This is a genomic window from Qipengyuania sp. RANM35, assembly GCF_041021145.2.
In the GTDB taxonomy this organism is placed as follows: Bacteria; Pseudomonadota; Alphaproteobacteria; order Sphingomonadales; family Sphingomonadaceae; genus Qipengyuania; species Qipengyuania soli.
Map to the genome: position 1 here is coordinate 1265039 of NZ_CM196433.1, position 21029 is coordinate 1286067.

21 protein-coding genes are annotated in these 21029 nt (G+C 63.3%); 6 read left to right on the forward strand and 15 right to left on the reverse strand.

Translation table 11 applies throughout. The features are described from left to right. Positions 1-49: 49 nt before the first annotated feature. From RAM60_RS06360 to RAM60_RS06385, 6 genes are all read right to left on the reverse strand, one after another. The gene (locus RAM60_RS06360) at positions 50-1306 is read right to left on the reverse strand and encodes a DUF418 domain-containing protein (protein ID WP_369025101.1); all 1257 of its coding nucleotides are present in this window, start codon (positions 1304-1306) and stop codon (positions 50-52) included. Positions 1307-1394: 88 nt separating this feature from the next. Then, complete coding sequence (locus RAM60_RS06365) at positions 1395-1718, reverse strand: hypothetical protein (RefSeq protein WP_369025100.1); 324 nt, start codon at positions 1716-1718, stop codon at positions 1395-1397. Between the two features lie 31 nt (positions 1719-1749). After that, entirely contained in the window at positions 1750-2229 is a 480-nt protein-coding gene (locus RAM60_RS06370) for a glutathione peroxidase (protein ID WP_369025099.1), read from the reverse strand. A 91-nt stretch (positions 2230-2320) separates the two neighbouring features. Continuing rightward, entirely contained in the window at positions 2321-2599 is a 279-nt protein-coding gene (locus RAM60_RS06375; RefSeq protein WP_200983959.1) for a hypothetical protein, read from the reverse strand. Between the two features lie 45 nt (positions 2600-2644). Next, positions 2645-3331: an ABC transporter ATP-binding protein gene (locus tag RAM60_RS06380; protein WP_369025098.1), complete on the reverse strand. Its 687-nt coding sequence runs from the start codon at positions 3329-3331 to the stop codon at positions 2645-2647. Beyond that, positions 3324-4565: a lipoprotein-releasing ABC transporter permease subunit gene (locus tag RAM60_RS06385; RefSeq protein WP_200983961.1), complete on the reverse strand. Its 1242-nt coding sequence runs from the start codon at positions 4563-4565 to the stop codon at positions 3324-3326. The genes RAM60_RS06380 and RAM60_RS06385 overlap by 8 nt, the downstream gene beginning before the upstream one ends. A gap of 170 nt (positions 4566-4735) precedes the next feature. Here RAM60_RS06385 and purF point away from each other — a divergent pair, with 170 nt between their 5' ends. From purF to RAM60_RS06400, 3 genes are all read left to right on the forward strand, one after another. Then, positions 4736-6208 carry an amidophosphoribosyltransferase gene (gene purF, locus RAM60_RS06390; protein WP_200983962.1) on the forward strand — a complete coding sequence of 491 codons (1473 nt, stop codon included), beginning with the start codon at positions 4736-4738 and terminating at the stop codon, positions 6206-6208. Then, on the forward strand, positions 6208-6918 hold the full coding sequence (locus tag RAM60_RS06395; RefSeq protein WP_369025097.1) for an SDR family NAD(P)-dependent oxidoreductase: 711 nt from the start codon (positions 6208-6210) through the stop codon (positions 6916-6918). Before purF ends, RAM60_RS06395 begins: the two co-directional genes overlap by 1 nt. Before the next feature lie 116 nt (positions 6919-7034). Beyond that, positions 7035-7382 carry a PilZ domain-containing protein gene (locus tag RAM60_RS06400; protein WP_200984207.1) on the forward strand — a complete coding sequence of 116 codons (348 nt, stop codon included), beginning with the start codon at positions 7035-7037 and terminating at the stop codon, positions 7380-7382. Positions 7383-7516: 134 nt separating this feature from the next. Here the strand turns inward: RAM60_RS06400 and RAM60_RS06405 are convergent, their stop codons facing one another. From RAM60_RS06405 to RAM60_RS06415, 3 genes are read right to left on the reverse strand one after another with little or no spacing between them, the layout of a single operon-like run. Continuing rightward, positions 7517-8713 carry a serine hydrolase domain-containing protein gene (locus RAM60_RS06405; RefSeq protein WP_369025096.1) on the reverse strand — a complete coding sequence of 399 codons (1197 nt, stop codon included), beginning with the start codon at positions 8711-8713 and terminating at the stop codon, positions 7517-7519. Then, positions 8710-9960, reverse strand: a complete 1251-nt coding sequence (locus RAM60_RS06410; RefSeq protein ID WP_369025095.1) for a class I SAM-dependent methyltransferase — start codon at positions 9958-9960, stop codon at positions 8710-8712. Before RAM60_RS06410 ends, RAM60_RS06405 begins: the two co-directional genes overlap by 4 nt. A 37-nt stretch (positions 9961-9997) precedes the next feature. Beyond that, the gene (locus RAM60_RS06415; protein WP_369025094.1) at positions 9998-11392 is read right to left on the reverse strand and encodes a cryptochrome/photolyase family protein; all 1395 of its coding nucleotides are present in this window, start codon (positions 11390-11392) and stop codon (positions 9998-10000) included. Between the two features lie 47 nt (positions 11393-11439). On the opposite strand from RAM60_RS06415, the gene RAM60_RS06420 reads away from it, so the two are divergent. Further along, positions 11440-12204, forward strand: coding sequence for a phosphatase PAP2 family protein (locus RAM60_RS06420; protein ID WP_510640373.1), 765 nt, complete (start codon positions 11440-11442; stop codon positions 12202-12204). Here the strand turns inward: RAM60_RS06420 and RAM60_RS06425 are convergent. From RAM60_RS06425 to RAM60_RS06435, 3 genes are read right to left on the reverse strand one after another with little or no spacing between them, the layout of a single operon-like run. Further along, on the reverse strand, positions 12201-13151 hold the full coding sequence (locus tag RAM60_RS06425) for a metal-dependent hydrolase (RefSeq protein ID WP_369025092.1): 951 nt from the start codon (positions 13149-13151) through the stop codon (positions 12201-12203). The genes RAM60_RS06420 and RAM60_RS06425 overlap by 4 nt on opposite strands. Positions 13152-13171: 20 nt before the next feature. After that, positions 13172-14206, reverse strand: a complete 1035-nt coding sequence (locus RAM60_RS06430) for a 2-oxoacid:ferredoxin oxidoreductase subunit beta (RefSeq protein WP_369025091.1) — start codon at positions 14204-14206, stop codon at positions 13172-13174. After that, on the reverse strand, positions 14206-16146 hold the full coding sequence (locus tag RAM60_RS06435) for a 2-oxoacid:acceptor oxidoreductase subunit alpha (RefSeq protein ID WP_369025090.1): 1941 nt from the start codon (positions 16144-16146) through the stop codon (positions 14206-14208). The genes RAM60_RS06430 and RAM60_RS06435 overlap by 1 nt, the downstream gene beginning before the upstream one ends. A 180-nt stretch (positions 16147-16326) precedes the next feature. Here RAM60_RS06435 and RAM60_RS06440 point away from each other — a divergent pair, with 180 nt between their 5' ends. Together RAM60_RS06440 and RAM60_RS06445 are read left to right on the forward strand one after the other, a co-directional pair. After that, positions 16327-17277, forward strand: coding sequence for an alpha/beta hydrolase (locus tag RAM60_RS06440; RefSeq protein ID WP_369025089.1), 951 nt, complete (start codon positions 16327-16329; stop codon positions 17275-17277). Beyond that, positions 17274-17750, forward strand: a complete 477-nt coding sequence (locus RAM60_RS06445) for an RNA pyrophosphohydrolase (RefSeq protein ID WP_200983972.1) — start codon at positions 17274-17276, stop codon at positions 17748-17750. The genes RAM60_RS06440 and RAM60_RS06445 overlap by 4 nt, the downstream gene beginning before the upstream one ends. A gap of 4 nt (positions 17751-17754) precedes the next feature. On the opposite strand, the gene RAM60_RS06450 is transcribed toward RAM60_RS06445, so the two are convergent. The 3 genes from RAM60_RS06450 to guaB all read right to left on the reverse strand — a co-directional run bounded on the left by RAM60_RS06450 (position 17755) and on the right by guaB (position 21005). Beyond that, positions 17755-18261, reverse strand: coding sequence for a tetratricopeptide repeat protein (locus RAM60_RS06450; protein ID WP_369025088.1), 507 nt, complete (start codon positions 18259-18261; stop codon positions 17755-17757). A gap of 62 nt (positions 18262-18323) precedes the next feature. Then, on the reverse strand, positions 18324-19502 hold the full coding sequence (locus RAM60_RS06455; RefSeq protein ID WP_369025087.1) for an RsmB/NOP family class I SAM-dependent RNA methyltransferase: 1179 nt from the start codon (positions 19500-19502) through the stop codon (positions 18324-18326). 3 nt (positions 19503-19505) lie between these two features. Further along, positions 19506-21005: an IMP dehydrogenase gene (gene guaB, locus RAM60_RS06460; protein WP_369025086.1), complete on the reverse strand. Its 1500-nt coding sequence runs from the start codon at positions 21003-21005 to the stop codon at positions 19506-19508. Positions 21006-21029: the final 24 nt, after the last annotated feature.

The window sequence follows — 21029 nt, forward strand, 5'->3', positions numbered from 1 at the left end:
CCCCGGGCCAAGGGCGGGACTCGGTTAGTTTGGGAAAACCCTGTGGGCTTCAGGTTGCCGCCTGGGCCGGGGCGAGCCGCCGCATCGCAGGGGCGCTCCCGCCATAGGTCAGCCAGCGCCACAACCACTCCATCGGGCCGAAGCGATAGCGCGCCAGCCACCATGCGCTGAACGCCATTTGGAAAGCGAAGAATGCGAGGCAGATGAGGACCACCGCGAAAATTCCGATCTTGCCACCCAGTGCCAGTCCGGGACCTACGCCGAACAATATGAAACCGTAGGCGAAGCCCTGCATCAGATAGTTGGTTAGCGCCATCTGTCCGACTGGCCGAAAGGGAGTGAGCAGGGCTTTGCCGGTTGGCGACTGCCATGCGACCACGATCATGGTGGCGTATCCGGCCGCCAGGAGCAGCGCACACGGCGATTCTAGCACCGCGACAAGCGCATCAGTTGCATCGTTCGATAGCGGAAACACATCCGACTCGAGCATGACAAACGCAAACGAAGCCAGAAGACCTGCAGGAAGAAGGATGTTTCGAAGTCTCCGCAGAAGCGGGGTTGCCGACTTCAAGTCACTAACAATGCCGGACCTCCCGATTGCTGCCCCAAGCATCATCCGTCCGCCGGCATAGGCGATCCAAGCGAAGAAAATTCCTCCGGCAAACCATTCATCCCAGGTGTAGCGCCAGAAATGCGCAACCAGCCCGAGATAGTCGCCGGCCAGGCTGAGCGTCTGGCGTTCGATGACTGCGGCATCGGAATAAGGGTCCCAATCCATCAAGGAGACGCCTGCGGTTTCGGCTAAGTATTGGAGAATGGCATTGGACATTAGCGCGAGGGCGAGGCCGACAACGACCAAGTGTTTCGTCCGCCATTTCCGCACGAGCAGAAGCAGGAAACCGCCAATCGCATAGAGATTGAGGATATCCCAGACCCACAGGAACAGGAAATTGAGCACCCCGAAAACCAATAGCCAGAATAACCTGCGCGAATAGCGACGCGTAAAACCGGGACGATCCCCGTTGCGCGAAATCTGGATGTAGAACCCCAAGCCGAACAGGGTAGCAAAGAGGGTATTGGCCTTATTGGCGACCAGCCACTCGACACCAAGATCGGCGATGTGGTCGATCCTTGCAGTCGCAAGTGCATCTAGCTGGGCGTCGGTTGCCATCAGGCCGCCACCTGCGAACCCGACAAAATTCGCGATTAGCACGCCGGACAGCGCAAACCCGCGCAGGACATCGATCTCGTCGATCCGCTCGTTCTGCGCGACTGGCGCAGCGAGCGTCCCCCTCAATTCCTCCATCAACGCACCCCGCCTTTCCACGCGATGCGACCCCCGGTGGCAAGGTCTGCCACTGGATTTCCACTTCGTCACCAGCAATTTCGGCTAGTCAGCGACCTTCGCGAATTTTGCGCCGCGTATCGCGGATCGTCGACCATGCGCCGTACAGCACGAGCGCGCCGAGGAAGATCCACACCCACAACGGAATGTTACGCCCCGCGATGGCGAGGTAGAGATAGGCGGAAACGAAGCAGAAACCCGCGCACATGGTCGGTACGACAGTCGATCGCCCTGCCCGCGCCCGCTTCACCAGCCAACCGATCGAGGCGAAGAAGAACGGGATAGCTCCCACGTAAATCGCGCCGAAGATATACGGGTTCACCCCGTAATCCGCGCCGAGCGAAAGGAACCACTGGTTGATATCGGCGAGCATGGCGTGACCTTCGTCGAGCTACCCGGCGGAGTTACAGCAGCTTCTCGATATCCTTGGCGATTGCCTTCGGCGCGTCCGCCGGGCCATAGCGCCTCACCACATGACCTTCGCGGTCGACGAGGAACTTGGTGAAGTTCCACTTGATCGCCTTCGAACCCATCAGGCCGGGCGCTTCGCCCTTCATCCAGTCGAACAGCGGGCTGGCATCCGCGCCGTTGACGTCGACCTTTGCCATCAGCGGGAAGGTGAGGCCGAAATTGACCTTGCAGAACTGCTCGATTTCCTCGGCATTGCCCGGCTCCTGTCCGCCGAACTGGTTGCAGGGGAAGGCCAGCACTTCGAAGCCCTTGTCCTTGTAGTCCTGGAAAAGCTTTTCCAGCCCGTCGTATTGCGGAGTGAAGCCGCACTTGCTGGCCGTGTTCACGACGAGCAGCACCTTGCCGAGCTTCTCCTTGAGGTCGAGTTCCTCGCCTTTGTTCGTGGCGACGGAGAAATCGGCGATGGTGGTCATGCGGGGCTATTCCTTGTGACGGCAAACGAAATCAAAGCAGGTCGTCCATGTCATGCCTTGGTCGAGCGACCCATGGACTGCGAAATGCTCTCTACAAAGCGGGAAAGTCGTCCCGCGAAGCAAGTGCGAGAATTTCGGGCAGGTGGAATTCCCTGTCCCCGTGCTTCTCGATGTAATACCTGTCACGATCGCGTTCGGGCATCAGCATTATGTGGTGAACGAGTTCGGCGAACGACCCGCTGCGCAACCCCTTCGCGCCTTCGAACAGCCCACTGCCAGCACCTTCGCGGTGGAGCGATGCGCGGGCATCCCACTGGATTCCCTCGCGGTGGCAATCGGTAGCGTTGAACGTGCTTGGGTGATCGGTCATCCAGGTCCTCCTTCGCCTCGTAACGAGCGAAATAGCATGAGGGTCCTATTCCAGAACACCTTCGTGCAATCGAACGATACGATCCATCTTCTGCGCCAGGCGCTCGTTATGCGTCGCGATCAGGGCCGCACTGCCTTCTCCCCGCACCAGAGCGAGGAATTCCGCCAGAACGCGATCGCTGGTGGCCTCGTCGAGATTGCCGGTCGGCTCGTCGGCGAGCACCAGCTTGGGTCGGTTGGCAAGCCCGCGTGCTACGGCCACGCGCTGCTGTTCGCCGCCCGATAGCTGGCTTGGCCGGTGGTCCATCCGATGTCCGAGGCCAAGCGCGGTGAGCAGCTGCTCCGCCCTCGCCTCGGCTTCCTCGCGCGGCTTGTCTGCCACGAGTTGCGGAAGGATCACGTTCTCGCGCGCATCGAAATCGGGCAGCAAGTGGTGGAACTGGTAGACGAAACCGAGGTGGTTCCGCCGCAGCATGGTGCGGGCGTGGGAGTCCGACTTCTCGGCCGATTCCCCGGCAATGACGATTTCGCCACCGAAGCCACCTTCGAGAAGGCCGACAGCCTGCAGCAGGGTCGACTTGCCCGAGCCCGAGGGGCCAAGCAGCGCGACGATCTCGCCCGGACGGATGGTCAGGTCGACACCGCGCAGCACGTCGATCCGCACCCCGCCTTGCTCGAAGCTGCGCGTCAGCCCCTTGAGCTCGACAACAGGTTTCACGCCAGTCTCACTCATAGCGCAGCACCTGAACCGGATCGGTGCTTGCCGCCTTCCACGCCGGGTAAAGCGTGGCGAGGAAGCTTAGCACCAAGGCAAGCAACACGATCATCGCCACTTCGATGGGATCGGTCTTGGATGGCAGCGTGGTCAGGAAGCGCACCTGCGGATCCCACAGGTTCTGGCCGGTTACCTTGCCGATAATCTCCACGATGCCCTGGCGGAAAAACAGCACGACAAAGCCGAAGATCAGGCCGGCCACCGTCCCGATCGCACCGACGGTGAAGCCGGTGGTGACGAATATCTTCATCAGGCTTTGCCGGGTTGCGCCCATGGTGCGCATGATCGCGATGTCGCGGGTCTTGGCGCGCACCAGCATGACGAGGCTCGAAAGGATGTTGAACGCCGCGACGAGGACCATGAAGCTCAGGGCAAAGGCCATGGCGACACGTTCGACCTGCAGGGCCTCGAACAGGGTGGCATTGATGGTCTTCCAGTCGGCGACGACCGCCCTGCCTTGAACGGCCCGCTGGACCGGCTCGAGGATGTCGCCGACCTTGTCGGGATCCGCGACCTTGACCTCGATCATGCCCACAGTGTCGCCCAGCAGCAGCAGCGTCTGCGCATCCTGCATCGGCATGATCACGAAGGCGCCGTCATAGTCGTATACGCCCACTTCAAAGATCGCAGCGACCTCGTAGCCCACCTGGCGCGGCACCGTGCCGAACGGGGTCGGGCGTCCTTGAGGGTTGATGATGGTGATCGTGTCACCGACGCGTGCGCCGATGTTCTCGGCGAGCCGGACGCCAATCGCGACCTTGCCGGCCCCCGGCTGGATCGGATCGAGGCTGCCGCTGACCAGCTTGTCCTGGAACTTGCGAATATCTTCCATCGTGTTGCCGCGCGCCAGGATACCTTCGACCCGCCCGTTGAAGGTGGTCATCAGCGGCTGTTCGATCAGCGGGCTGGCTTCGACGACCCCGGGGGTTTTCCTGACCTCGTTGAGGATGTTTTCCCAGTCATCCATGCGTCCGCCATAGGCCTGGACGATGGCATGGCCGTTGAGGCCGACGATCTTGTCGAGCAGTTCGGCGCGGAAGCCGTTCATTACGCTCATCACGATGACCAGCATGGCCACGGAAAGCATGACAACGCCGATGGAAATGCCCGCGACCAGCGCGATGAAGGCCTCGCCCCTGCCCGGAAGCAGGTAACGTTTGGCGATCGTCCATTCGAAAGGGGATAGGATCAAGGCAGCCCGTTTGGTTCGAGTTTTGCTCGGCGCGGCTTTAGGCAGGCAAACCTTTCGGCGCAATGAAATCGTTCCTCACGGGGGACTCCTCGTCGCACCACCCTTGTAATCGGAGCGTAACATCGCCATTGGGGCGCGCATCCGGAATGCAGGCGGCGGACAGGCCCTTGATGAACTTTACCCACCCGTTTCTCGACGAGGATGGCGACAAGCTGCGCGAAGAGTGCGGCGTGTTCGGCGCAATCAATGCGGCCGATGCCGCTGCCGCTACGGCGCTGGGCCTCCACGCCCTGCAGCACCGTGGCCAGGAGGCCGCGGGCATTACCAGCTTCGACGGTGCTGAATTCTATTCGCGTCGCGGCCTCGGCCATGTGGCGGAGAATTTCTCCAGCCAGGAGGCTATCGCCGAGCTCCCGGGCTTCATGGCTGCCGGCCATGTCCGCTATTCGACCACCGGTGGAGCGGGTCTGCGCAACGTGCAGCCGCTCTACGCCGACCTTGCCAGCGGCGGTTTCGCCGTCGCGCACAACGGCAATATTTCGAATGCCGGCGTACTGCGCGACGATCTCGTGCGCCGCGGTTCGATCTTCCAGTCGACCAGCGACACGGAGGTGATCATCCACCTCGTCGCGACGAGCCGTTACCCGACGATCATGGATCGCCTGATCGATGCGCTGCGCCTGCTTGAAGGCGCCTATGCGCTGATCGTAATGACGCGAGAGGGCATGATCGCTTGCCGCGACCCGTTGGGCATCCGTCCGCTGCAGATGGGCCGGATCGGCGATGCGACCGTGTTTGCCTCAGAAACAGTCGCCTTCGACGTGGTCGGCGCAGAGTTCGTCCGCCAGGTCGAACCGGGCGAGATCATCAAGGTCGACTTCGATGGCAACGTCGATTCGCTTCACCCGTTCGGATCGCACAAGCCGCGCCCGTGCATCTTCGAGCACGTCTATTTCAGCCGCCCCGACTCGGTCTTCGACGGTCGCAGCATCTACGAGGCGCGCAAGGCCATCGGTGCCGAGCTCGCGCGCGAGAAGCCGGTCGATGCCGACATCGTCATTCCGGTTCCCGACTCCGGTGTCCCCGCCGCCATCGGCTATGCGCAGGAATCGGGCATCCCGTTCGAACTGGGCATCATCCGTTCGCACTACGTCGGACGCACTTTCATCCAGCCTTCGGACGGCGCCCGCCATGCCGGGGTAAAGCGCAAGCACAACGCCAATCGTGCGATGGTCGAAGGCAAGCGCATCGTCCTGATCGACGACTCCATCGTCCGCGGCACCACCTCGATGCAGATCGTCGAGATGATGCGTGACGCAGGTGCGAAGGAAGTCCACTTCCGCGTCGCCAGCCCGCCGACCGCGCACAGCTGCTTCTATGGCGTCGACACGCCAGAACGCAGCAAGCTGCTCGCCGCACGCATGGACATCGAGCCGATGCGCGAATTCATCAAGGCGGACAGCCTCGCCTTCGTGTCGATCGACGGGCTTTACCGCGCCGTCGGCGAAGGTCCGCGCAAGCGTGAATGCCCGCAGTTCTGCGATGCCTGCTTCACCGGCGACTATCCCACCTCGCTGACCGATCTCGCGCGGCGTGAAGAACGGCAGGACCAGCTGGTGCTGCCGGTGGAGGCTGCCGAGTAATGACCAAGCGGCTTGAAGGACGCCTCGCCCTCGTCACGGGGGCCAGCAAGGGCATCGGCGCGGCGACGGCCAAGGCGCTTGCCGCCGAAGGTGTGCACGTAGTCCTGACTGGCCGCGATGTCCGCGCGCTCGAGGCGGTCGAGGACGAAATCCACGACGCTGGCGGCAATTCGACCATCGCCCCGGTAGACCTGGCCGAACCGGACGGGATTGCACGCCTCGCTTCGGCACTTTCCGGTCGCTGGGACAAGCTTGATTACCTCGTTATTTCCGCTGCTTACCTGCCGACCCTCACATCGGTTACGCAGATCGACGGCAAGCAGCTCAGCCAGGCCGTCACGATCAACGTCCTCGCAACCCAGTCGCTGCTCGCCAATTTCGACCCGCTGCTGAAGCGCGCCGACGGCGCGCGGGTAATCGGGCTGACCAGCAGCGTCGGTGCCGCTCCGCGTGCCTATTGGGCAGCGTACGGTTCGACCAAGGCCGCTTTCGACAATATCCTTGAAAGCTATGCCGCCGAAATCGAGAAGATTTCCAAGGTACGCGTGGCCGTGATCGACCCGGGTGCGACTCGCACGGCAATGCGAGCCAAGGCCTATCCCGGCGAGGACCCGCAGACGGTCAAACCCCCCGAAGCCGTCGCAAATCGCATCGTCGAGCTGCTTGTTAACGATTTCACGGGTTTCCACCGAGAGCGCGTGGAAGGGTGAATTAACCCGCGCCGTTTACCCTTTGGTAACGTCAAAAGCCGAAATTCCGCCAGATACACCGCGTGTGCGCGAGGTGACTTATGAGCCGGAATGAAGACGAGACGGAAGGGCGCGACATGACCTATCAGACACAGGACCGATACCTGGTAGCTGCGCAAGAGGATCGCTGCGCGCCGCGGACGAAGCTGACCATTCCGGGACAGCTTCGCGCCTCTGGTGGCCGTGCCTTCCAGACAGTGGTCCACGATCTGTCGATCTCCGGCTTTTCGGCGGCTGCGATCAATCGCATGCACGAAGGCCAGTTGTGCTGGCTCACCCTGCCCGGCCTTGAATCGCTCCAGGCGCAGGTCGTGTGGTGGGAGAACTGCATGGTCGGTTGCGCCTTCAGCGAATTGCTGAGCCCGATCGTGCACGACAATATCATCGCCCGTTACACCGGCGCGGGCAACTACCGCCCCTACTGAGCGGGCAGCTTTCGACAAGCTAGGCGACGACACCGACCACATTGGCGGCGACCCGAAGGGCGCGGCCTGAACCGTGTCCGGAAAGTCGTCGTCGGTGGCGGTGCCCTTCGCGGACGCCGCCACCACTCCCTAGATCACTTGTTCTTGACGATCGCGTCGACGAGCTCGCGGAAATCGGCGCGCCCGCCGCTGCTAGTCGCCTTGGGCCAATTGCTGATGATGGCGACGACAACCTGTTCGGAAGGGACGATGGTGATCGCCTGCCCGAAGATGCCCTGCGCACCGAAGTTCCCGCCGGGATAAGTCCACCACTGGTAGCCGTAGCCGAAGCCAGGAGCCTGCGGAGCGAAATCGACCTGGCGCCCGCCCGCCTTCGCGAACCATCCATCGGGCACCACGCCATTGCCGCCTTCGAGCACGAACTGGCCGAAGCGGGCATAGTCCGAAAGCCGGACCGAAAGGCAGCAGCCACCAATATTGCCGCCGGTGAGGTCCTGCATCCAGAACATCCCCCCGGAAAAGCCTGCGGGCCCGACGATCTTCTCCGCCGCATAGGCGGCGAGCGACTTGCCCGTAGCTTTCTCCACGATGAGGCCGAGCAGGTTGGTCTCGAGCGTCTTGTAGACCCACTTGCTGCCCGCCGGAGCTTCGCGCTTCAGGGTGCGCGCAAAGGTTACAGCTTGCGACTCGCCCGCAACCGGCTCGATGGCCAGCATCCTCGCGACGTCGCTGTTGGGATCGGTGTAGTCCTCGTTCCACGCCACGCCGGATGTCATCGTCGCAATCTGGCCGACGGTGACGCCATCGTAGGCAGTCCCGGCAAGTTCCGGGACGATGTCGGTAACCGGGGTGTCGATGGAACCGATCTTCCCATCGGCGATGGCTGCCCCGAGCAAGGTCGAGGTGAAGCTCTTGGCCACGGAGAAGCTCGTCCAGCGTTCGTCCGCCGTCATGCCGAGACGGTATTCCTCGAACCGCACCACCCCGTGATCGAGCACCATCATGCCCGATGCATTGGTCCGCTCCATGTAGTCGCGGATGGCAGCCTTAAGCCCGTCTGACAGTTCGGGACCGCGCGTCAGCGTGCGGGTATGACGGGGCGCGGCAACCTCGAGGCCCGGGAAGGAGTCTTCCATCTTGCGGAAGGCTGCGGAACGCCGCTCGTCGCTCCAGAACAGGATCGAGTCGCTCGGATCCATGGTCGCCGGATTCGCCGGGACCGACTGCGTGACCGCGGGCGCTGCCGCAACATGTGCGGATGGCGCAAGGTCGTTCGCCGTTGCGCAGCCGGCCAAGGCCAGCACGCTGATCGAAAGCAGCAATCGCTTCATCTTGTCTCTCCCCCTTTGACCATCGTCACCTGGTGGACGTCGATGCCGCCACCACGGAAACCGCCTTCGCAATACATCAGGTAATAGCGCCAGAGATCGCAGAAGCGCGCATCGAATCCGTGCGGCAGGCGTCCCTGTTCTTCCGCCGCATCGAATTTCTGACGCCACAGCTTCAGCGTCTCGGCATAGTCGAGACCGAAATCAGCCTGGTCGCGCCATTCCAGCCCGCGCTCCTCGGCCAGCCGACGGAACTCGCTGGTGCGGATCAGCAGGCCTCCCGGGAAGATGTATGCCTGGATGAAATCGGCGCTCTTGGCATATTCGTCGAACAGCTCGTCGCGCATGGATATGTACTGGATCGCCGCGCGACCGCCCGGCTTCAAATTGCGCGAGACGCAGTCCATGAAGGTCGGCCAGTATTCGCGTCCCAGTGCCTCGACCATCTCGACGCTGACAATGGCGTCGAACTGGCCGGACGTATCGCGATAATCCTGCTTGCGGAAATCGATCGAGGATGAGTGGTGCGCCCTCGCCCATGCCAGTTGTTCGTCCGACAGGCTGATGGCGGTGACGTCACTGCCTCGTGCCGCAAGGTCGTCCGCAAGCCCGCCCCAGCCGCAGCCGATCTCGAGCACCGTGGCGGCATCACCGATGCGTGACGCCAGCGCGCACCACTTGCGCTTCTGCGCCGCCTCGAGCCCGTCCCCGGCCACATCGAGCGCGGAAGAGTAGCTCATCGTCGGGTCGAGCCACGGCGCGTAGAAGTCGTTGCCGAGGTCATAGTGCGCAGAAATGTTCTTCTGCGATCCTTCCTGGGTGTTGCGGTTGAACAGGTGGGCAAGGCGCAGGGCGTGGCGGAACGGCCCCTTTGCGCGCGCGGTGTCACCCAGGCGCTCGGCATGCTGCACGAAAAGCGCGAAGAGCGGCACCGGGTCGGGGCTCCACCATTCTCCCGCTTCCCACGCCTGGTACCAACCGACCGAGCCGTTGCTCGCCAGGCGCAGCAACGCATTGTAGCTGCGCAGTTCGACCGTACATTCGAAGCCGGGTGCGCGTCCACCGAGTTTGCGCTCGGTCCCGTCGGGAAGGACGCCGTAAATCGTCCCCGAAACCAGCGCGGCATCGATCTTGCCGAGGATCTTCTCGAAGCCGGGTGCGACCAGTCGCGCGAAAAACCCCGGCTTGCGGGCAAAACGGCGTGAACCCTCGACGAGGTCGCGGCCGCGGATGGTGGTCTGCATGTCCATTGCCGCCGCTATTACGCGCAGCGCGGCGCGAGGCAAGCTAACCCTTCGCTTCGGCGTAGGCCGCAAGCGCTCTTTCGCGTGCCTCCTTGTGGCCGATCATCTTCTTCGGATAGGCGCCCCGCCTGCTGTCGGCCGGATCGTGAATCTCGGCATCGGAAAGTTTCGCGAGTTCCGGCACATATTCGCGAATGTAGCCAGCGGAGTCGAACTTCTCGCTCTGCGTCAGTGGCGCCATGATCCGCACGAACATGTTGCTGTCGACACCGGTGCCAGAAATCCACTGCCAGTTGACGCCATTGTTGCCGTAATCGGCATCGACCAGCGTGTCCCAGAACCACTGTTCGCCGAAGCGCCAGTCGATCAGGAGGTGCTTCACCAGGAAGCTGGCAGCGATCATCCGCACGCGGTTGTGCATCCACCCGGTCTGCCACAGCTGGCGCATGCCGGCATCGACGACCGGATAGCCGGTCATGCCGCGCTGCCAGCGTTCGAGATCGGACTGGATGAGGTGTCCCATTTTGGGATTCCGCCACAGCTTGCGCTCGTCGTAGGTCCGGTAACTGTCCCGCGGGTAATCGGGGAACTGGTCGATGACGTTCTGCGCGTAGTCGCGCCAGATCAGTTCCTTGGCAAACACGTGCCAGCCCTCGCTGCGCTTGTCCTTGAGCTTGTGCCACACCTGCGCCGGACTGATTTCGCCCCAGTGCAAGTGAGGCGACAGACGCGATGTCATGTCTTCGGACGGAAGGTTGCGACCATTGTCGTAGGAAGCGACTTCGTCGGCCCACCAGTTCAGCCTTTCGCACGCAGCCGTTTCGCCAACCTCCCAGAACTCGCGCATCCCGCCCGCCCAGTCGGGGTGGGTGGGGAGCAAGCTCCAGTCCGCCAGAGCATCACTTTCGGGCCAGCTCTCGGGAGAATGGATCGTATCTGGCTCCGGCAACGGCTCGCGGGGCGGCATACGCTCGAGCATCGCCTTCGAAAACGGAGTGTAGATCTTGTAGGGATCGCCCGATCCGGTGGTGACACTACCCGGAGGCAGGAGGTAATTTCCGTCATAAAGGCAAAGCTCGCGACCGTCGGGCAAGGCATCGCGCAGCTCGTCCTCGGCCTCCTTCCACCACGGCTCGTAGTGTCGGAGCGCGTGGATGCAGGTCGCCCCGGTTTCCTCGGCCAGGCTGGCAAGGACCTGCGGTGCATCACCGCGACGAAGGACGATCCGTGAATGATGCGAGCCCAGCGTCGCTCCCAGGCTTTCCAGAGAATAATGGAGCCACCAGCGCGAGGCGCCGCCGTAGGCATGGTCGCCCGCACGCTCGTCATCGAGGACGTAGACTGGAATGACAGGGCCGGATTTGGCTGCGGCGTGGAATGCTGGTTGGTCGGCCAGCCGGAGATCGCGCCTTAGCCAGACAATCTGTGGTGAACTCATGCCTGCGGAACCCAATTGGACCTGCGCTTGTTCCCCCAGTCATGGATATGCACCGCTCCCAGTTCGTCGTGGCAGAGAACCAGCCGGTTCCGGCCGAACATGTCCGCCTGCCAGAGCGCGGATTTACCGTCGATCGCACAAAGGCTCTCGTATCTGCCGCCATCCTCTGGATTGGCTGGGCAACCATGGTCTATCTGGTCACTCACGGGATGACCGGTGCCTTCGATGACTGGGGCCTGCATCTCTACCGGACTGGTGCTGACTTCCACCCGCGCGGCGGACCGTTCATCCATGAAGCCGTTCGCGACATCACCTCGCTCGGCGGGGTATTGCTGAGCACGCTCATCACGATCGGCGCAGTAGTCGCTCTCCTGTTCCTGCGCTTGCGGCGCGAGGCTGTCCTCTTCGCCAGCACGGTATTCTTCGGCTGGATGCTGAACAACCTCATGAAGTGGCTCATCGGTCGCGATCGCCCCGAAATCGTGCCCCACCTGACCGAAGCCGGCGGCAACAGCTTTCCCAGCGGACACAGCTTCGCATCGGCAATGATCTATATTGGCATGGCGCTGGCCTTCGCCTCGATGAGCAAGCGCCATTCCGTTCGCTATACGATGATAGGCACGGCGATGGTGCTTTCCGCAATGATCGCATGGAGCCGGGTCATGTTGGGTGTCCATTTCCCGAGCGACGTCACTGCCGGCTGGATGGGCGGAGCCGCCTGGGCTTTCACCGCTGCCGCCCTGCTCTACAAGCCGGCCAAGGCCGTTGCCGACAGTCCCGCAGGCGAGAAGCTGGAGACCGCAGTACACTAGCGGAAGAAAACGTCGCAGGTGCCTTCGGGCAGGCGAACAGCGAAGCGGTCGCCGATATTGGGATCAGCGAAACGCGCATCGCGTATCCACAGCCCATCGCGACGGTATTCGACGAACGGCACGCGGGACCACACGAGAAAGGCCCTCACCTGCGGATCCCGCTCCGCTGCGTTCGATAGTCGACAATCGGCAAGCGTGACCCCGCCGAGCCGGCGCACGTTGAGGCGACCCTCGCCCGGACCGGAATAGTTGTCGATCAGCGAGTGGTTGCCCTCCTGGTTCGGGAAGATCAGCTGGCGCTTCCAGAAAAACAAAGGCACCGGCGCGGCTATGGTGTGGGCATAGTGCGCATCCATCAACCGCATGCGCTCGGCGTCGCGTGTGATGAACCCGTTGATGAGGATGTAGCCGCAAGCGACCGTAAGTGCGACCCGCGCGGGTCTCACCCAGTTGCCGCCCTGCTTCTCTCGCCTCAGCGAAAACCATGTGGCGAAACCCAGCAGGGCCCAAAGCCAGATGTCGATGATGAAAAGCGTGTCGCCATAGAACCAGCGATCCGAAAAGGGCATCAGGAGGCGGATGCCATAGACGTTCAGCCAGTCGAGCGCCGGATGGGTCAGGCACGCGATGAAGGCCAGCAAGTAGAGCCACTTGAAGCTCACCGGCAGGCGCGCTGGCGGCCTGGTTCCCCGCTTCGCCTGCCAGCGATCGAAGCCGTAGAGCAGGCCAGCAAGAACCAACGGGAGAAGCAGCAGCGCCGGCGGCCCGTGGGTGATACCGCGACGAAAGCCGAGATGCTCGACCCCGTCCAGCCAGAGGAAACAGGCTGCGTCGACATCGGGCAGATTGGCCCCGATGATCAGCGCGGGCATCGCCAGCCCGGTCTTGCGCTTCAGTCCCGTCTGTCCGATCAGCGCGCCGACAAGGCTGTGTGTCAGGTTGTCCATGTGACTGGACTACCCTTCCGTCACACGGGGTCCTGTGCCGTACCGCTTACCGTCCACGTCTGGCCCTTGCCGAGCAGCTTGGCGAGGTTTGCTTCTTTGCCTTCGCTTGCCTTGGCCTTTTCCTCCATCGCGGCTGCCTCGAAGGTCGGACGCGGGTCGTCGTAGAGGACCCCGAGAGCCATCGGAAATGCGCCAAAGGGCATTTCGACCAGCATGTGCGCGACCGAGCGGTTGGTAACGTCGTGAACAATGACACCGGCTGCTTCCCAGTTGCCGTCCGCCACATCGACGACCTTGAGCGTCAATGCATCGCGGTCCAGGGCAATGCCCTTGGTGCCGCCCGCGAAAAGCATCGGCTGGCCGTTCTCGAGCCAGAGCTGGCGATCCTCTGCCCCCTTGGGAGCAGCAAAATCGTCGAACACGTCCTTGTTGTAGACGATGCAGTTCTGGAAGATCTCGATAAAGGCTGCGCCCTGGTGGGCGTGGGCCGCCTTGAGCACGTCGGGCAGGTTCTTCGACACATCGAAACCGCGACCGACGAAACGAGCACCGGCGCCGAGGGCGAATGCCGCGGGACGTGCGGGGTGGTCGTAGCTGCCGAGCGGGGTCGAGGGCGAGCGCGTCCCTTCGCGACTGGTGGGCGAGTACTGGCCCTTGGTCAGGCCGTAGATCTCGTTATTGAACAGCATGATCTGCATGTTCACATTACGACGAAGAACGTGCATCAAGTGATTGCCACCAATAGACAATCCGTCACCATCGCCGGTTACCAGCCAGATGTCCAGATCGGGATTTGCCAGCTTGGCTCCGGTCGCAAAGGCCGGTGCGCGGCCATGGATGGTATGGAAGCCATAGCTCTCGACGTAATAGGGGAAGCGGCTGGAACAGCCGATGCCGCTGATGAACACCGTCTTCGCGGGATCGCAGCCCAGCTGGGGAAGCGTGCGCTGCACAGCCTTCAGGATAGCATAGTCACCGCAACCGGGGCACCAGCGGACCTCCTGGTCGGTTTCCCAGTCCTTGAGCGTGGTTTCGATTTTGACGGGAGCGTTCATTAGTCGTTCTCCGCTTTGGGACTGGGCAATTGCTGGTCATTGACGGGAACCTCGCCCCCCTCGTTCCCGGCCACGCCGTCAAAGAATTTGGCGATCGCCGCTTCCAGTTCGGCGATCTGGAATGGCTGGCCGCTCGTCTTGGTCAACGGCTGGGCATCGACCAGGTACTGGTCACGCAGCACGGTCTTGAACTGGCCGGTGTTCATCTCGGGCACGAGCACCTTGTCGAAACCGCGCAGAAGGTCGCCGAGGTTGGCCGGTAGCGGCCAGATGTGGCGCACATGGATGTGGCTGACATCGAGTCCCTTATTGCGACAATTATCGACTGCGCGGTGGATCGGACCATAGGTCGATCCCCAGCCGACCACGGCAAGTTTGCCGGAAGTGTTGCCGAGGCAGACCTCCTGGTCGGGCACCTTCACGTGATCGACCTTGCCCTTGCGCAGGTCGGTCATGCGCTGGTGGTTGTCGGGCGAATAATCGATATTGCCGGTCAGCTCGTGCTTTTCGATGCCGCCGATGCGATGCATCAGGCCGGGCGTGCCGGGCTTGATCCACGGGCGCGCCCCCTTCGCATCGCGCTTGTAGGGCAGCAGATTGTCACCGTCGTTCTTCTCTTCGAGGAACTTCGCCGGGAACGGCGCATAATCGGCCGGGTTCGGCACCTTCCAGGGCTCGGCTGCATTGGCGATATAGCCGTCGGTCAGCAGCATGACGGGAGTCATGTATTCGACCGCAATGCGGCAGGCCTCGATCGCCACTTCGAAGGCGTCAGACGGGCTGCGGGCGGCGATCACCGGCATGGGCGCATCGCCATTGCGGCCATAGACCGCCTGGTAAAGGTCGCTCTGCTCGGTCTTGGTCGGCAGGCCGGTCGAGGGGCCACCGCGCTGCGAATTCACGATGACCAGCGGCAGCTCGGTCATGATCGCAAGGCCCATCGCCTCGCCCTTGAGCGCGATGCCGGGACCGGACGAGGAGGTGACGCCAAGGCTACCCGCATAGCTCGCACCGATAGCGGCGCAGATTGCGGCAATCTCGTCTTCCGCCTGGAAGGTGGTGACGTCGAATTCCTTGAGCCGCGCCAGGTGATGCAGGATCGCCGAAGCCGGAGTAATCGGATAGCCGCCGAAGAACATCGGCAGCTCTGCCAGCTGCGCGCCTGCCACAAGACCGAGCGAAACCGCTTCGGCACCCGTGATGGTCCGGTAAAGGCCCGGTGCGGACGGCATGGGGTCGACATGGACCTGCTTGAGCGGACCGCTCAGTTCGGCCGTCTCGCCATAGGCGTGGCCGGCATCGAGTGCCGCGATATTGGCATCGGCAATGTCGGGCTTGGTGCGGAACTTCTGGCGCAGCCACTCGTGCAAGGGCTCGCGGTCGCGATCGAACATCCACAGCGCGAGGCCGAGGGTCCACATGTTCTTGCAGCGCAGAGCGTCCTTGTTGCCGAGACCGTAGGGCTTCACCGCCTCGATCGTCTGCGCGCTGATGTCGAAGGCAAGGACCTGCCACTTGGCAAGGCTGCCGTCCTCGATCGGGTTGGTGTCGTATTTCGCCTTGTCGAGGTTGCGCTTGGTGAATTCGCCCGTGTCGGCGATGATCAGGCCGCCGGGCTTCAACGCCGCGAGGTTCACCTTGAGCGCCGCCGGGTTCATGGCCACCAGCACATCGGGCGCATCGCCCGCCGTGTTGATCTGGCGGCTGCCAAAGTTGATCTGGAACGCGGAGACCCCGAACAGCGTACCCTGCGGCGCGCGGATTTCCGCCGGGAAGTCGGGGAAGGTCGCAAGATCATTGCCGGCCAGCGCCGTGGAGAGCGTGAACTGCCCGCCCGTGAGCTGCATGCCGTCACCGGAATCGCCCGCAAAGCGTACGACTACCGTCTCGGGGGTTTCGGGCAGGCCGCTATCCTGCGGCTTGGTGGCGGCTGTTGCCATCCGGTATATCCTTGTCTTGCGCCGTCGGGTGCGGCGCCCGTCTCTTCGGGGTGCGGCAGGTAGGCCCCACCCCCCTCTCTCGCAATCAAGTTTTTCTCTGCTAGCGAGAAAATCGAGCGTGGAAAAGCACCGCCGACACGCTAAGTCCCGAAAAGCAACGCAAAGCCGGGGAGAGAATGCATGGCTGACACCGAACCCTATGTCCGCGAGGATGTGCGCGCCTTCCTTGCGCTGCTCGAGGCAGCTGGTGGCCCGCCGCTGGACGAGGTTTCTCTGGAAGAAGCTCGCGCCGGCTATCAGGCGCTCCACGACATGGCCGATGCGCCCGCACGCGACCTTGCCGTAATCCGCGACCTGTCATGCCCTGGACCTGCCGGCGACATTCCGCTGCGCCTCTATGACTCGCGCGAAAGCCGCGGCCCCGGACCGGTGATCTGCTTCTATCACGGTGGTGGTTTCGTCATCGGCGACCTCAACACCCATCACAATCTGTGCACCGAAATCGCTTATCAGATGGACCTGCCCGTGGTGGCGGTCGACTATCGCTGCGCGCCCGAGGCACCCTTCCCCGCGGCGATCGACGATTGCGTCGCCGCGACCCGCTGGATCGCCGGATCGCCTGGAGAACTGGGGCGCCCGGCGACCGGACTGGTCCCGATCGGCGACAGCGCCGGGGGCAATGCAGCGATTGTCGTCACCCAGGCGCTGATGCGCGAGGCGGCAGCGGTTCCGGTAATTCTTCAGGTACCGATCTTCCCGCTCGCCAGCGACTGGGCGAAGTCGCAAAGCGTCGTCGACTTTGCCGAGGGCTTCGTCCTGACGAGAGCAGGCATGGAATTCTTCGAGGCGGCTTACAAGCCCGACAAGGACGACTGGCGGGCCATGCCTATCCTCGGCGAACATGCGGGCACCCCGCCTGCCGTGCTGGTGACCGCCAGCCTCGACCCGATCCGCGACTCCGGTCGCGATTACGGCGCAGCGCTCAGCAATGCGGGCATCGATCACGTGTTCATCGAGGTCAAAGGCGGCACGCACAGCTTCAGCAACCTGCGCCAGGCCGTACCGAGCTATCAGAAGGATCTCGATTACGTCTTTGCCGCGTTGAAAATGATGCTTGCGAGGCACGGATGAGCATACCGACCGCCTACCGCCCCTGCGTCGGCGTGATGCTGGTGAATTCCGCCGGCCTCGTGTTCGTCGGTCGCCGCATCGACAACAAGGAAGGCGACTGGTGGCAAATGCCGCAGGGGGGCGTCGATCCGGGAGAGGACCTGCGTGATGCGGCCATGCGCGAGCTGGCCGAGGAGACGGGCGCGCGCGCCGAACACGTCAGCATCATCCAGCAGACCGAGGAAGCCATCCGCTACGACCTGCCCGAAGAACTCATCGGCAAATTGTGGGGCGGCAAGTATCGCGGGCAGGAGCAGGTCTGGTTCCTCGCCCGCTTTACCGGCGAGGACCATCATATCGACCTCGAAGCGCATGATCCGCCCGAGTTCTGCGACTGGAAATGGGTCGAACCGGACCAGCTTCCCGAGCTGATCGTCCCGTTCAAGAAGCGCGTCTATCGCACCGTGGTCGAAGCGTTCCGCGAACTGGTCTGAACGATCAGTTCGACTGCGGCGACTTTGCTTCCGGCAGGACCGCTTCGGCGGTCTTGACTTTGGCCGGCGGACCGGCAGCGATGCGTGCCGTCAGCGCAGTCGTTTCCGCACAGCCCTTGCCGCACAAGGATTCGAGCTTGGCGAGGTTGGCGCGCGCCTTGTCCATCGCACCGCGTTCGACCAAGGCCTCGCCCTCGCCTGCCATGGCAGCGAAATTGCGCGGCTCGCGGGTCAGTGCCTCACGGTAGTAGCGGATCGCCTTGCCCTGCAAGCCATCGGCACGAGCCGCCTCTGCAAGGCGCAGCAGCAGCGGTGTATATCCCGGATCCATTGCCAGCGCCGCTTCGTAGCTGTCGATCGCGCCCTGGACATCACCAGCGGCGAGCGCGGCCTTGCCCTTGGCGATCAACGCTGCGGCGCGCGGCTCCGGCGCGCGTTCCGCTCCGCTGCTAACGCTCGCAGTCATGGCGAGAGCCAGCGAAAGGGCGGCGGCAACGGGGGCAAAACGCATGATTTTCTCCAGCGGGGAATGCAGTCCAGAGGCAGGCATATCGGCCATGGCTTAGAGGGCTATCATGCCCTTCCTGCACAAGCGATGAAAAAACCGTCGGTATCGTCGGCTTTCGGCGTGAGGCGAATTCCCTGCCCACGCGGTGCCCCGAGCGGAAGACTGGTGGCGTGTGGGGCAAAATCGGGGCTGCGCGAGAGGAAGGCATCGAACTGCCCCGCCCCTTCGGCGTCGAGCAGCGAGCAGGTGATGTATACCAGACGCCCCCCGGGACGCACGAGGCGCGCAGCGATGTCGAGCAGGCGCGCCTGGATGTCGACCAGTCGGGCGAGTTCCTTCTCGTCGAGTCGCCAGCGCGCCTCCGGGTTGCGGCGCCAGGTGCCGGTCCCCGAACATGGTGCATCGACGAGCACGGCATCGGCCCTGCCTTCGAGGTCGGCCAGCGCATCGAGTTCCTTGCCCGGATCGAGCAGGCGGGTCTCGATATTCGCCGCCCCCGCCCGCTCGGCGCGCGGCATGAGCCGCGACAGGCGCGAACGGTCCGTGTCCGAGGCAATGACGCGCCCGAGATTGTCCATCGCCGCTGACAACGCGAGCGTCTTGCCCCCGCCGCCGGCACACAGGTCGATCACGGTCTCGCCGGGCTGGGCGGCTACGGCCACACAGGCAAGCTGCGATCCGGTATCCTGCACCTCGATCTTGCCCTCGCGGAACTCTTCCCACTGCTCGACCGGAGTGCCTGACGGAAGTCTCAGGCCGTTGGGGGCGGCGGTTGTTTCCGCCGCAACCGGAAGCTGGAGCGTGGCACGCTGGGCCTTGAGAGTATTGACGCGCAAATCGAGCGGCGCCCTGCCCAACATTGCCTCTGCATCCTCGCACTCGATGCCCGAGGCGGCGAGTTCCCTTGCAAGCCAATCCGGGGCGGTTCCTCCGGCAGCGGCTTCTTCACTCTCTTCGATGACCTTGGGGCCATAGTTGGAGCCGTCGAACAGCGGCAGGATCGATCCGTCCACTTGGGCCAGTCGCAGCATTGCCGCCCGGCCTGTCTCCGGCACCGGCCCACAGGCGCGAATGGCGGCGAACACAAGGTCGCGGATTGCGCGGCGGTCCTTGGACCCGGCGAAGCGGTTGGCCTTGAACCAGTCGGCAAGGATGCGGTCGGCAGGTGCGCCCTTGGCACGCGCCGAAGCGATCACCTTGTCGATCAGTTCGATGGCGGTCTGGACCCGGGCGGCGGGAGTCATGACCTAGCGCGTCGGATAGTTGGGCGCTTCCCGCGTGATCGACACGTCATGGACATGGCTCTCGGCAAGGCCGGCATTGGTGATGCGGACGAACTTGCCGCGCGTCTTGAGGTCGGCGATCGTCGCGCTTCCGGTGTAGCCCATGGCCGCCTTGATGCCGCCGACGAGCTGGTGGATCACTGCCGCTGCCGGGCCCTTATAGGGCACCTGCCCCTCGATACCTTCAGGGACCAGCTTCTGCTGGCTGACGTCGGCCTGGAAGTAACGGTCGGCGCTGCCGCGCGCCATGGCGCCCACGCTGCCCATGCCGCGATAGCTCTTGTAGCTGCGGCCCTGGTAGATGAAGGTCTCGCCCGGTGCTTCCTCGGTCCCTGCCAGCATCGACCCGACCATGATCGTCGAGGCACCTGCCGCAAGAGCCTTGGCGGCATCGCCACTGGTGCGCAGGCCACCATCGCCGATGACAGGAACGCCCGACTTCTCAGCTTCTTCGGCGCAATCCATGATCGCAGTCAGCTGCGGCACGCCGACACCTGCGACGACGCGAGTGGTGCAGATCGAACCCGGACCGATGCCGACCTTTACCGCATCGGCGCCTGCGCCGATAAGCGCCTTGGTGGCTTCGGCGGTGGCTACGTTGCCGGCGATGACCTGGACCGAATTCGACAGCGCCTTGACCCGTTCGACTGCGCGCGCGACGTCCTTGTTGTGACCGTGCGCGGTGTCGATGACGACTACGTCCACGCCTGCATCGATCAGCGCCTCGGTACGCTCGAAACCCTTGTCGCCCACGGTCGTCGCAGCAGCAACGCGCAGTCGACCCTGCGCATCCTTGGTCGCCTCGGGATAGGCGACTGCCTTCTCGATGTCCTTGACGGTGATGAGGCCGACGCAGTTTTGCGCCCCGTCAACCACCAGCAGCTTTTCGATCCGCCGCGCATGGAGAAGACGACGGGCCTCCTCCTGGCTCGTACCCAGCGGCACGGTGGCGAGGTTCTCGGTGGTCATCAATTCCTTGACCGGCTGGCGCGGATTCTCGGCAAAGCGGACATCACGGTTGGTGAGGATGCCGCAGAGCTTGCCCGAGGCATCGGTCACGGGAATCCCGCTGATGCGGTTCGCGGCCATGATTTCCTGCGCTTCGCCAAGGGTCGCATCGGGGTGGATGGTGATGGGATTGACCACCATGCCGCTCTCGTAACGCTTCACCGCGCGCACGGCCGCGGCCTGGTCGGCCACTTCGAAATTGCGGTGTAGCACGCCGATGCCGCCAAGCTGCGCCATGGCGATCGCCATGTCGGCTTCGGTGACGGTGTCCATCGCCGACGAGATCACCGGAATGTTGAGCGAAATCTCGCGCGTCAGACGCGTGGCGGTGTTGGCCATCGAAGGCAGGATATCGCTTTCCGCCGGCACGAGCAGGACGTCGTCGAAAGTAAGGCCGAGGGGGATATCGAGATTTGCCACAATAAGGTTCCTGCCGGGAGATTCGTGGCGGCCCATGTAACGACGGTTTCCAAGGATAGC